Origin of the sequence: Nocardiopsis sp. CNS-639, from assembly GCF_000381685.1 — a bacterium.
Taxonomy (GTDB): Bacteria; Actinomycetota; Actinomycetes; order Streptosporangiales; family Streptosporangiaceae; genus Nocardiopsis; species Nocardiopsis dassonvillei.
On record NZ_KB906856.1, the window covers coordinates 290,623 to 302,881 of the forward strand.

The following is a 12,259-nucleotide window of genomic DNA, read 5'->3' on the forward strand; positions in this document are numbered from 1 at the left end:
TGGAAGCCCTGGGGCGTTCGGAGCGGCCGGGACCATCGGGAGTTCAGGAACCGCAGCGGCGCAAGGGGAGGCCGGGACGACAGAGGCGGCGCGGACACCCTGTTCGTCATCCCGCTGATGTTCCTGATGCTGCTGGGCATCCTGCAGTACGGCCTCTGGGCGCACGCCCACCACCGGGCCCAGGCCGTGGCCACCGAGGCGCTCGCCGCGGCACGGGCCTTCGGCAGCAGCGCCGGAGAGGGACGAGCGCGGGGACACGCCCTCGCCGAGGACCTGGGCGGCACCATCCTGCGGGATGTCCGCGTCCGGGTGGAACGGGGTGACGCCACCACCAGCACCAGCGTGGACGGCACCGCGATCAGCCTGGTCCCCGGCTGGAACCCGTCCGTCAGCACGACCCTGTCCGGACCCACGGAACGCGTCGACGGAGCGGCCCGGTGACAGCGTCTCGTGAGCGGGTTCGGAACCGGGATTCGGGGCGGGAGCCGGGCCGGGATCGAGACCTGAAGCGGGAGCGGGACCGGGGGAGCGCGTCGGTCGAACTGGTCCTCATCGTCCCCGTCGTATTGGCCTTCCTGCTCTTGCTCGCCCTGACCGGCCGCAACTACACCGCGGCGCTGGCAGCCGACGCCCTCGCCCACGCCGCCGCCCGCTCCGCCTCTCTGCACACCGACCGGAACGAGGCCCGAAACGCCGCTGAGCAGGCCGTCGCCGCGAGCGTGGGCGGCTGGGGACGCGCCTGCCAGGAACCCGCCGTGCGGTTGCGGCCGACCACCGAAGGGAACCTGCGCGCGATGCGAGCCGAGGTCGAGTGCACCGTGCACCGCGACGACCTGCGGGTCCTTGAGGTCAGCGAGCGGCGCACCGTCACCGGAACCGCCGTCTCCGTCCTGGACGTCCACCGAGAGCAGGAGCCCTGATGGGCGGAGGCAGCCCGAGCGCGTTCGTCGTCGCCATCGCCGCGACCCTCCTGGCCTGCCTCGGCCTGGTCCACGACGGCGCCCAGATGCTCCGCGCCAAGACCCGGACCACCACCCTCGCCCACGAGGCCGCCCGGGCCGGAGCCCAGCACCTGGACGCCGACCTGTTGCGCACCGGCACCCTCGCCCTCGACCGCGACGAGGCGCGCAGCGCGGCCCGGGACCACGCCCGGCTCGCGGGCACGGGTGCGGGGGCGAACGCGCAGGCTGGCACGAACGCGGCCGCGGACGTGGACGTGGTTGTCAGCGCCGCCGAAGTCACGGTCACCGTCACGACCACCTACCGCCCGACCGTGCTCGCGGTGCTCGGAGAGGTCGAGATCGCCTCCCGCGCCACCGCGACCGCGCACACCCCGACCCCCTGAGACGCCGAGGGAAAACGCTGGAAGAGGGGACGACATGCACCACCCGGTTCGCAAGACTCTGGCCTGCGCGATCACACTCACTCTGCTGATCGCACCGCCCGTCCTGCTCCAGCGCTGGCAGTGGCCCGCGCAGCTCGACGGGATGTCCTGGGGCCACCTGTGGCTGACACTGATCAGCGCGACGCCGCCCACCGTGCTCCTCCAGGCACTGACACTCGTGCTGCTCTGGGCGCTGTGGGGCACCTTCGCCGGGCTGGTGCTCCTGGACACGGCGGCCCTCCTGCGCGGGCAGGTGCCCAGGATCGGACTGCTGCGCCTGGCGGTGACAGGGGTCGCTGGAACCTCGATCGCCGTGTCCACGCCCGCCGTCGCCTCGGTAGCACCCGCTGACAGTGCGCTGACAACCGGCGAACAGGAAGCGCGCGGAGAGGAACCGGCGCACACGCTGGGACGCACCCGGATGCTGGCGGGCTTCGGGACCGACTCCGCCCAGCTCACACCCACCATGACGGAGGAACTGCTGCCCACCGTCGAACTCCTCCAGCTCTTCGGAGACCCGGGGAAACCGGTCACCGTCACCGGGCACACCGACACGAACGGCCCCGACGCGTACAACCGCGCGCTGTCCGAACGCCGGGCCGAGTCCGTCGCCGCCTTCCTGGCCGAACAGCTGGGGGAGGGGTGGACCATCACGACCGAAGGCGTGGGCTCCGGGCAGCCGCGCAACCATCCCGATCTGGGTCAGGCCGCCGACCGGCGCGCGGAGATCGCGTACACGCTGACCACCCAGCCCCGCGCGTCTGCTGACAGCTCGGCGGAGCAGGGCGAACGGGAGCCGAGCCCGCCCTCGGAGCAGGAACAGGAGAGGGGCCGCGAGAGCAGGGAGCGCGAGAGTGGGGACTCCGAGAGCAGGGGCCGCGAGAGCGAAGCGGTGGACGACCTGGCTGACAGCGCGCTCACGTCCGGCGAAGGGGAGGACGCAGGGTTCTCCGGTACGAGCATGCTCGTCGGAGCCGCGGCGGGCGCGGTCGCCGGAGCGGTCGGTGGACGGCTCACCGCACCTCGACGCCGTGGGGTCCGTCGGGGCGAGGCCGATCCGCTGGCGGGTGGGGAGTCGGACGTACCTGAGCCTGAGCCCGAGGGGGTTTCCGGCGTCGAGGTCCTCCGGAGCGCCGGAACGGAGCTGGTCTCGGCAGGGGGATATCTGAGGGTCGCCGACGACCTGGCTGTCAGCGCACGCGACGGGCTCAGCGTGGCCGGAACCCACGGGGCGGAAGTGTGCGCCTCCGTTATCGGCCGCGCCCTGGCGGATGAGCACACCACGGTCATCACCACCCAGAACGTTCTGGCACGGGCGGGAGCGCCGGAGGACGTGGACGCCCCCGGTCTGGTGGTGTGCCCCGACACCGCGTCGGCGATCACCGAGACCGAACTGGCCTACATCAGCGCCGTGCGCCTGGAGGACGAGGAGGAAGCCGCTGACGCTCCCTCGTGGACGCTGCTCGTGGTGAAGCCTCCCGAGGAGGGGTGGGTCAGTGACCGGCTGGACATGGTGACCAGGGGTTCGACCGACAGCGGCACCGTTGTCCTGGTTCTGGGGGAGGGATGGTCCTCGCCCACGGTCCGCTGCGACGCCCTCGACACGGTGGAGGTCACCGACGCGGACGGGGGCGTGACCACCGTGTACGACGGCCTTCGCCTGTTGCACGTGGACGCGGCTGCTTTCTCGGTGTGTCTCGGCACTGACACGGAGGGGCTGCCGGTAGCTGAGGAGGCTGAGGAAGAAGAGGAGGACGCTTCCTGCTCCCCGGCCGTGGAGGAACCCGAACTTTCCGAGGAGGGGGAGGAAGTGGAGGAGCCGGTGAAGCCGCAGCTGCGGCTGTGCCTGTTCGGACCTCAACCCAGGATCGTGCTGGACGACGCCGATGTCGGGGCACGCATGCGCGGTGCCACACGCCGTATGCTCGCCCTCCTGGCGCTCCATCCGTGCGGGATGGGTACCGAGGCGCTCACCGAAGCCCTGTTCTCCCACTCCTCTGAGAGCAAGGCCCGAGGCCTTCGCAACACCGCGTCCAGCGACGCGCGCCGCGCGATCCGCGAGGCGTTGGGGGACGGCGAGGCCGAGATCCTGGAGGTCACCTCGGGCCGGTACCGGATTCTCCGCGAAGCCGTTGACGTGGACGTGTGGTGCTTCGACGCCGCGCTCAAGGCCGCGAGCGCGACCCGGGACGCGGACCAGCGTCTGGCGTATCTGCGGATCGCGGCGGCGGAGTACACGCACGAGCTGCTGTCCGAGGTGGAGTTGCCGTGGATCGAGGAGAAGCGCCAGGCCTACCGTCGAGCTGCTGCCGACTGCTTCGTCAGCCTCGCCAAGGCCAGTGAGGGGCCGGAGCAGGGGCTGGTCTGGTTGGAACGGGCGAGGGAGTCTGACGGCCTGAATGAGGCCGTCTACCAGGAGGTCATGCGGACCCAGGCGGCTTTGGGGCGGTTGGACGCGGTCGAGCGTACCTACCAGGAGCTCAGCGAGCGGCTCAAGGCCATGCGTGCTCGTCCCAGCGCCAACACGAGCAAGCTCTTCCAGGAGCTTCTCGGTCGTTGAGGTTGCGTTAGCTGGGATGCTGGTGGAGCTGGGAGCTGGCTGTGTGAGTATGGACGTGGAACGGGCGTCGAAGAGGCTTTAAGTAAGCTCTCCGCATAGATTGCGAGGAGATAACGGCCCGCGTTTTCGCAGGTCGTTAAGCGGTGAGCCCCGCGCACGCGGGGATGGACCGCACGTCGGATCGTGCCCGTCCCGCCTGTACGTGTGAGCCCCGCGCACGCGGGGATGGACCGCTGCCCAGTCGCCGGAGCGACCTTCAGGTGTTGTGAGCCCCGCCATGCGGAGGTCAAATGGCGGTACGGAATTCGCCTGCTTTCTTGGTCGAGCCTGTTCGCCAGGGTGTTCGTCTAAGCGTGCGAACAGGGTGGATGGCACTGACAGGGCAGGTCAGAGTGGGTGCAGGGTGTTCGTTCTGACGCCCCGACTTATAGCGTCTTGCTACTTCTTCACCGGGGTGGGGGAGGGCTGGGGGCGAGAGGTTCTCACCGCTCGGGTGTCCAACCCGGTGGGTGCGGGTGGCTTCTTTGGAGGGTGAAGGGGACTTCATCCGAGGAAGGGGCGTACCCATGTGGGCGTGGGACGAGGACAACGGCTGGTGCCTGGGCGGCGAGCGCTGGTGCTCCGCGAAGGCGGGTCACGGCCAGGGCCGGTGCCGTCGGGTGAAGGAGCCCGTGGTGCCGGTGGCGGGCCAGCGGGAGCGTCAGATGTTGCTGACCGACCTGCGGGCGCTGGTGGCCTACCTGGAAGCCCACCCGCAGCTGCCGGTGGGGGAGATGACCCGCGTGGAGATCACCTACTTCCCCGAGGGGTGCGACGGACACCAGCAGGACCAGGTCGTGCGCCTGGCCGAGGCGCTCGGGACGCGGTCGCGGTGGGAGGGGGAGCACTTCTCGTGCGGCAAGTGGTTCGGGCAGGCCGGATACCGCGTGGTGTCCATCCCCGAGCGTGCGAGGAAGGGCGAGCTGGCTGCGGTGGTCCCGTTGGGAGGTTCCGGGCGGGGCACGAGCTGGCTCGGTCTCAGGTCGGCCCTGGCGCGTTCCGGGGCCGTTCGTCGTGTCCGGGGAATCGTCCACAGGATGCGCGGAACCGGTGGCGGAGTCGTACGCCGAGGCCGTGCGCCGGTTTCCCACCGGACACCTGTTGACCGCCATCCGGCCCTCTTCGTGCTCCGCACGCGCGGAGGCGAAGCTGACCGGCCGGGGGCACGGGGTACGGGACATCACGCGTTCGATCTGGGCGGGTGGTGGTTCTTCCGCAGTGCGTAGGGGACCGCGGGCGTCCGGGCCGGAAGCGAAGGGGCCGTTCGTCGTGTCCGGGGGATCGTCCACAGGGTGCGTGGAACCGGTGGCGGAGTCGTACGCCGAGGCCGTGCGCCGGTTCCCCCGCCGGACACCTGCTGATCGCTAGCCGTCCCGCTCCGGACTCCGCGCAGGCGACGTCCCTAACACCGGGCGGACGCGGCCTCGACCCCCGCCGCATGCAGCCTCCGGGCCAGGAGCTCCACCTCCGGAAGGGTTCCCGAGTAGTCACCAGCCAGTACCCGGTCGAGCACGGCTCTGGCATCGGTGAGGCCGATGCCGAGCTCGGCCCGCAGCACACGCATGATCGCGACGTTTCCAGCTGACGGGTCCACGAGAAGCTTCACCGGGCCGTGCTCGTCGAGAATCCGATCCCGCAGTTCGTCGGGGAGAGCACCGCCGCAGGCCGTGAACGAGGAACCACAGGCCCGGCACGCGCATTCGACGTCCCACCGCAGGGATCCGCCCACCAGGACCTGGACGCCCTGGCACTCCAGTCGTCCGCCGCAACCCTGGCACACGGCCGGATATTCGATGGACGCGTACACGGGCTGCTGGGTCATCCCCGCTCCTCGACGGAAGAGAAAACGGCATAGTCGGAAGCAACGATGACACCGAAGGCGCTACCTGCCGTGAGTTCGGTCAGGCCGACGGCACTGATGAGGAGCAGCGCTCTCTTTGATGCGAGGGGCGCAGAACTCTGGTCGTCGGACACGCGGAGCCTTTCCGCTGAGGGCATGATGGTTTGCCACGCTCTGAAACCCTAAGGTGCCCTGCCTCAAGGTCCGAAGACGGGGGATGGACAAGACAAGCCGGAAAAGGGGAAACAGCCCAGCGTTTCCGCGTTGAAGCGTGCGGCCTGGACGTTGACCGCATGGTCCCGTTGGCGAAAACCCGGGGCTCGGGGGCTCCGAGCGGACCACGGGCAGGGTCTACCGGGGGCTGACGGCGGAGCCGACCGAATACGGTGCACCTACCGTCCCGGCCTTCGGCTGCCCGGACGCCGCGATCGACACCATCTCATCGGCTGGTCCCGGACGGCTCGCGCCGGACGCAAGGGTACCGACACCGTCCTAGCTGCTGGTGAGCTTGCGTGGCCCGGCTCCTGCCCACTTCCGTGCCGCAGCCATTGTGAGAGTGGCAAGCAGCACGCCGACAAAAGCACCCGTGGTGTTGACCAGGACGTCCGCGACGTCGGCGCTTCTTCCCGCGGCCAAGGCCCACTGGATGCACTCGATGGTCACGGAAAGCCCGGGGCCGAAGAACGCCCGAGCTGCCCAGGACCTGAAAGCGTGGAAGGCCAGAACCCCGATGGGAATGAAGAGGAGGAGGTTCATGACCTTTTCCTCGACGATCAGCCCTGCATACTCCAGGGGCTGGCCAGTGGTGGCGATGCCGTCCGCCATCTCCCGGAGGGCAAGGGCCTCATCCTTTCCCGAGACCTCTCTGCCTGCTTGGTCTGTCACGGTGATAGTTCCGTCACTTTCCTCGTGAAGGAAAAAATCGTGAGGCTGGAACCGAAGTTCTGCTTGCCTTTCCTCTTCTGTGAGCTCATGCGGACTGTAGAAGGCGCTTTGCCCGTTGCTCAGGATCGAAGCATACGTCTCCTCCGGAATGGACTGCTGCTGAATCTCATGAAAAGAAGAAAGAGGATCCCATTCGACGCTGCGGTCGGCGGTGTTTATCTGGGTCCAGTGCAGGAGCGGCGCCGCGAGGACGAACAGATACAAGCAGGTCGCCACTGCGGTCAGGGCGCGCACCTTCGAGCGCGCATCTCCTTTCCCCCGAGCAAGGGAGAGGGAGATGAGGAACGAGCAGATCGCGATGAGAAAGACTAAAACCGCGACGGTGGTCGGATTGACATGGAGGAGAACGGTCCACATTTCTTTCCTGCCGAGTCTTTCGTCGGTTGTGTGGGGGCAGCGAGTGAAGCTCAAACCCGGTGCGGGCCAGGAAGGACCATGAGCGCCGGTCCTCCTCGCAGACCCGGTCGATGCCTCGCCCCGCCGTGTCGGCGACCTCCGCCGGGTGGTCACCGGCCGTGTCGGACGACTCCCGGGGCCTGCCGGACGACCTCGGACAGCGCCGGAGGACCTCCGTCGCCCTTTGCCGGTGTACTCGGTCCGCCCCCTAGGAACCCCCGCCCGGGACGACGACCGGTGTCCAGGAGGGGTGGTCCGGTTCGTACTCGTCCTCGGTGGGCTGGTGCGCGTCAACGCGGGGTCGGTGACGGCGTCAGTGACCCCGGACCGCCTACGAAGCTACTCCCGGATCACCTAGCCCCTCGCAGCGGCTCCGGGAGAAGCGGGCCTCGACGAGGTGTCGGTCACCTGTCCCTTGAGTCCGACGCGACGTCACACTGTTGAGTGGGCGGCGCCAAGCACCACGAGCGGAAGGCCTCCCCGTGAACGGCCCGGCTGAACGAACACGCCTCGACGCCGCCGACTACGCCCGCGCCGAGCAGATGCTCGCGCCGCACAGAGCCCGCCTCATACCGCAGGCCGCCGTCGCACCGCAGTGGTCGAGCGACGGCACCCGGTTCTGGTACCGCTCGGGGACACGGCACATCGTGGTCGAGCCGGCGGCGGGCACCAGACGCGACTCGTTCGACCACGAACGCCTGGCGGCGGCGCTGTCACAGGGCTCCGGACACGCGGTCGAGGCCGACGCCCTGCCGCTGGCGTCCCTCGACTTCGAGCCCCCGGGCGGTGGAGCCGACGCGATCCGCTTCTCGGCGTTCGGCACCCGGTGGGAGTGGTCGGACCGCGCCTCGTCCTGCACCCGGATCGACGACGACCACCCCGCGGGGCCGGGTGAGGTCGCCTCACCGGACGGGGCGTGGGTGGCGTTCCGCCGCGGGGGCGACGTGTGGGTGCGCAGCCGCGACGGCAGGCAGGAGTTCGCGCTCACCGAGGACGCGGAGCCGGACTGGGACTACGGCGGCCTGCCCGACGCCGCCACGAAGGTGTCGCTGCCCCTGCAGGGCCTGGATGCGCCGCTCGTGGCCGAGTGGTCGCCGGACTCCACCCGGCTGCTCACCCACCGGATCGACCAGCGGGGGCTGCCCGAACAGGTGCTGGTGGAGTCGTCCCCGCCCGGGGGCGGGCGGCCGGTGGCACACCGCATCCGCTACCCCATGCCCGACGACGAGGCCCAGGCGACGGTGTCGTGGTGCGTGCTCGACGTCGGTACCCGGCAGGTCGTCGGTGAACAGGGCGACCCGGAGGTCCTCTCGGTCCACAACCTGACGCGACGGTGGTGGACGGGGCAGCGGGGCAGCGCGATCCACGTCCTGCACCAGTCGAGGGACGGACGCACCCTGGAACTGCGCCGTATCGACCCGCTCACGGGGGCGCGGACGACGCTGGTCACCGAGACCGACCGCACCCGGGTCGACCCCTCGCCCTACCTCCACCTCCCTCCGGTGACGCGTGTGCTGGACTCCGGGGAGATCCTGTGGTGGTCCCAGCGCGACGGTTGGGGCCACCTCTACCTCTACTCCGCCGACGGCGGCCGGGTCGAGCGGGTCACCGAGGGGCCGTGGCTGGTCCACCGGGTGCTGTGGGTCGACGAGGACCGCCGCCAGGTGTGGTTCGTTGCCTGCGGACTCCACGCCGACGACCCCTATGTGCGACAGATCTGCCGCGTGGGCCTCGACGGCAGTGGGTTCGAGCGGCTCACCGACGACGACCTCGACCACGACGCGGTCAGCCCTGCGCAGGGCGGCTACCTCCTCGACCGGGCCTCGGACGTGGCCACGCCGCCGCGGGCCCGGGTGCTCGACGGCGACGGGCTGACCCTGGTCGAACTCGAAGCCCCGGACACCGCTCCGCTCCGAGCGGCGGGCTGGAGCCCGCCCGAGCGGTTCCGCGTCCTCGCCGCCGACGGGCGCACTCCGGTCCACGGCGTGCTGTGGCGCCCGCACGGCTTCGACCCGGCCAGGCGCTACCCCGTCGTCGACCACTGCTACCCCGGACCCAACACGCACCGGGCGTCGCCGGCGTTCGGGAACCTGTTCACCGGGGAGCCCGAGGCGCTGGCCGCGCTCGGGTTCGCCGTGGTCGCGATCGACGGCCGGGGCACCCCGCTGCGCGGCAAGGCGTTCCTGGACCACTCCTACACGGGGGACCTGGGCATGTCGGCTGCGCTGGCCGACCACGTCGCCGCCATCCGCGAGCTGGGGCGCCGCCACTCCTGGTTGGACACCGGCCGTGTGGCCATGACCGGCGATTCGGGGGGCGGTTTCGCCACGGCCCGTGCCCTGCTCACCCATCCGGAGTTCTACACCGTGGGCGTCGCGCGGACCGGCGCCCACGACTTCTCGGTCTACCTGCCCTTCTGGACCGAACAGTTCTGCGGCGAGCCCAGCGCGGAGAACCGCCGGGCCATGGTCAACACGCACCTGGCCGACAACCTGCGCGGCAAGCTCCTGCTGATCGACGGCGAGCTCGACGACAACGTGCTGCACTACCAGAGCCTGCGCCTCGTCGACGCGCTCATCGAGGCCGACGCCGACGTCGACATGCTCCTCGTGCCCGGCGTCGACCACAGCCTCATCGGCCGCTACCACTACATCACGCGGCGGACCTGGGACTACCTGGTGCGCCACCTGCACGGCACCGAGCCCCCGCGCTACCGCATCGCTCCGCTCCCGCCGATGCCGGAGTGGGCAGTCGTCCCGTCCTGAGGACGCGCCGGTAGGGGCCCCGAGTCACAGCGGGTTCAGAACCGCTCCCGAGCAACGGACCGCTGCCCGGAGGCGGGCCGGTCGGCGGCGCCGACCGGCCGGTGTCACGGGGTACCGGACATCACGCGTTCGATCCGGGCGGGTGGTGGTTCCTCCGCGGTGCGCAGGGCGCCGAGGGCGTCCGGGCCTGAACCGAAGCGGATCCAGGCCAGCTCCCGCGCCCGGCGCCGGTCGAGCGCGAGCAGGCTGCGCGCGCCCGGCGCGAACGCCTTCGGCCCGCTCCGGGTGGCCGCGCGCAGCCGCCGCCAGCGCCGCGAGTGCGTCCGGTGGCTGCGCGCGGTCACCCGCCGTCCCCGGGCGGCCTGCCCGCTCCGGGCCTCCTGCGGGGTGGCGTCGATCATCAGCACGTGGACCTCGTACCGGCGCAGTCGGCAGAGCAGGGCGAGCAGCACGCGGACCGAGCGCCGGGTGCCGCACTCGTGCACCACCACGGGGCCGCCGCGCAGCGCCGCGGCCACCCGGGCCAGGTGCAGTACGTGCACCACCCAGCGCCACAGCGGGTAGGGGACGCGGCCGAGCAGCGCCCGGAGCCGGTAGCGCGACTGCAGCGAGTCGATCACCCGCACACCGTCCGCGGCGATTACGGTCCGGTCCTCGTCCCCGCGCAGACCGAACAGCCGCCGCAGCAGGGTGCTCTTGCCGGCGCCGGGCACCCCGGTGACCACCACCAGGGAGCGTCGGGGGTAGACCGCCCCGCGCACCCTCGCGTCGTTCACCGAGGGCGCGTACCGCACCAGACCCTGGGACATCTTCGGTAGCTCCTCAAAGCCGACCTGGGCGCCGGTGGGGTGCGGCTCCACAGCGGCCGCGTCACCGACGTCATGGCGCTGCTGTGCACTTACTTGAGAGGTGGGTGCCGCGGAGGGCGGGAGGACCGCCGATCGCGTTGTGGAACCGGTGGTGATTGTAGTGATGCCGCCACCTCGGAACGCCTCCGGTTCCCCTCGTCGGCCGGGTTCCCGCCGCAGGCCGGGCGGAAGCGGTCGTCCACGGTGTCGCACAGGTAGGAACCCCCCGTGTTCAGGTGTACCCCGTGGCGCGCGCGGGACGCCCGCCGGGACCCCTTCGCGGGCTCACCGGGTTGTGTCCGTGGGGCCCGCGAGGCCCCCGTCCACGGGTCGGCCTCCCGGTTCGATCAGCGGCGCGAGCCCGTCCAGCAGGTGTTTCATGCCGAGGCCGAAGATCGCGTGCACGTCGGTCGGCCCCGAGACGCTGAACGTCAGGGGGAACCTGCCCTGCTCGGCGATCCGCAGGAACTCCTCGCCCCGGGACCTCCACCAGTGCTCGGCGTCCATCCCGGCCTCGTACCCCTCCACCACCGCGCGCGTGCCCTGGAGGGCCATGCCGGAGGTGTAGGCGGACACGAAGGTGAGGATCGCCATGGCCTCGTCCGGCGAGCGCCCCTGGCCGGTGATCACCCGCATCATCCACTCGGCGTTCTGCACCAGCCCGGGCGACTGAACCGCTCCGGCGAGCGGAGTGAGCTGGACGGCCCAGGGGTGCGCCCGGTAGATGCCCCACTCCGTCAGCAGGGCCAGTTCGAGCGCCTCGCGCCAGTCGGCGGGCGGCGGGTCGGGCAGGGCGTGCTCGGTGTAGACCTGGTCGATCATCGCCGTCACCAGCGCGTCCTTGTTCGCGACGTGGCGGTACAGGGCCATGGTGCTCACCCCCAGCTGGGTGGCGACCCTGCGCATGGACAGGCCGTCGATCCCCTCGGCGTCGGCGATGGTGATCGCGGTCCGGACTATGGCCTCCCGGGCGAGGCCGCCGGTCTCGGCGGCTTGGCGGTGGCTTCCCGGGTCTTCCGTCCGCGCCGGACGCGGGCGTTCCCGCTGGCGCTGTGGTCCCCGCGGCTCCGGTGCGGCGGCGGGTGCGCCGCGCACGAGGGTGCCCACTCCGCGCACCGCCTCGACCAGGCCCTCCTGGCGCAGGGCGGCCAGCGCCTTGGTGGCGGTGGCCATGGCCACCCCCCACTCGCGCATGATCTCCCGGGTGGAGGGCACCCGTTCGCCCGGTCGCAACTCCCCGGAGCCGATGCGCGCGCGGATGTCGGTGACGACCCGCGCGTAGGGCGGCAGTTCCTTTTTTCCGGTCGTGGACACCACTGACCCCTTCCGCTCCTGTCGCGCTACTCCGAGTGTACTAGTGCACGTCGGGGTTCGGGTTACCTCGTCGAAGGCGCTGGGGTGACCCGGGGGAGCCCCTTTCTGCCCCTGGTGCACTAGGCATGTGCACTAGTGCTGTTGGTCTTGAAGTCGCACTTTGAAGGG

Annotated in this window: 11 protein-coding genes; 6 read left to right on the forward strand and 5 right to left on the reverse strand. The window is 70.8% G+C overall.

The features are described from left to right. Positions 1-99 precede the first annotated feature (99 nt). From G011_RS0106665 to G011_RS32345, 5 genes are all read left to right on the forward strand, one after another. Entirely contained in the window at positions 100-441 is a 342-nt protein-coding gene (locus G011_RS0106665; RefSeq protein ID WP_255342113.1) for a TadE family protein, read from the forward strand. Continuing rightward, on the forward strand, positions 438-920 hold the full coding sequence (locus tag G011_RS29600) for a TadE/TadG family type IV pilus assembly protein (RefSeq protein ID WP_231391397.1): 483 nt from the start codon (positions 438-440) through the stop codon (positions 918-920). The genes G011_RS0106665 and G011_RS29600 overlap by 4 nt, the downstream gene beginning before the upstream one ends. Continuing rightward, complete coding sequence (locus G011_RS0106675; RefSeq protein WP_019607797.1) at positions 920-1,345, forward strand: pilus assembly protein TadG-related protein; 426 nt, start codon at positions 920-922, stop codon at positions 1,343-1,345. The genes G011_RS29600 and G011_RS0106675 overlap by 1 nt, the downstream gene beginning before the upstream one ends. Before the next feature lie 34 nt (positions 1,346-1,379). Then, positions 1,380-3,944: an OmpA family protein gene (locus tag G011_RS0106680; RefSeq protein ID WP_019607798.1), complete on the forward strand. Its 2,565-nt coding sequence runs from the start codon at positions 1,380-1,382 to the stop codon at positions 3,942-3,944. A gap of 566 nt (positions 3,945-4,510) precedes the next feature. Beyond that, positions 4,511-5,209: a hypothetical protein gene (locus G011_RS32345; RefSeq protein ID WP_019607799.1), complete on the forward strand. Its 699-nt coding sequence runs from the start codon at positions 4,511-4,513 to the stop codon at positions 5,207-5,209. 176 nt (positions 5,210-5,385) lie between these two features. On the opposite strand, the gene G011_RS0106690 is transcribed toward G011_RS32345, so the two are convergent. The 3 genes from G011_RS0106690 to G011_RS30540 all read right to left on the reverse strand — a co-directional run bounded on the left by G011_RS0106690 (position 5,386) and on the right by G011_RS30540 (position 7,125). Further along, on the reverse strand, positions 5,386-5,805 hold the full coding sequence (locus tag G011_RS0106690; RefSeq protein ID WP_019607800.1) for a hypothetical protein: 420 nt from the start codon (positions 5,803-5,805) through the stop codon (positions 5,386-5,388). Beyond that, positions 5,802-5,957 carry a hypothetical protein gene (locus tag G011_RS31655; RefSeq protein ID WP_155979732.1) on the reverse strand — a complete coding sequence of 52 codons (156 nt, stop codon included), beginning with the start codon at positions 5,955-5,957 and terminating at the stop codon, positions 5,802-5,804. The genes G011_RS0106690 and G011_RS31655 overlap by 4 nt, the downstream gene beginning before the upstream one ends. Before the next feature lie 358 nt (positions 5,958-6,315). Further along, positions 6,316-7,125, reverse strand: a complete 810-nt coding sequence (locus G011_RS30540; RefSeq protein ID WP_019607801.1) for a VanZ family protein — start codon at positions 7,123-7,125, stop codon at positions 6,316-6,318. Between the two features lie 521 nt (positions 7,126-7,646). On the opposite strand from G011_RS30540, the gene G011_RS0106700 reads away from it, so the two are divergent. Then, entirely contained in the window at positions 7,647-9,929 is a 2,283-nt protein-coding gene (locus G011_RS0106700; RefSeq protein ID WP_019607802.1) for a DPP IV N-terminal domain-containing protein, read from the forward strand. A 104-nt stretch (positions 9,930-10,033) separates the two neighbouring features. On the opposite strand, the gene G011_RS0106705 is transcribed toward G011_RS0106700, so the two are convergent. Continuing rightward, positions 10,034-10,738 carry an AAA family ATPase gene (locus tag G011_RS0106705; protein WP_019607803.1) on the reverse strand — a complete coding sequence of 235 codons (705 nt, stop codon included), beginning with the start codon at positions 10,736-10,738 and terminating at the stop codon, positions 10,034-10,036. A gap of 324 nt (positions 10,739-11,062) precedes the next feature. Further along, on the reverse strand, positions 11,063-12,094 hold the full coding sequence (locus tag G011_RS0106710) for a GntR family transcriptional regulator (protein WP_019607804.1): 1,032 nt from the start codon (positions 12,092-12,094) through the stop codon (positions 11,063-11,065). Between the last annotated feature and the right edge of the window lie 165 nt (positions 12,095-12,259).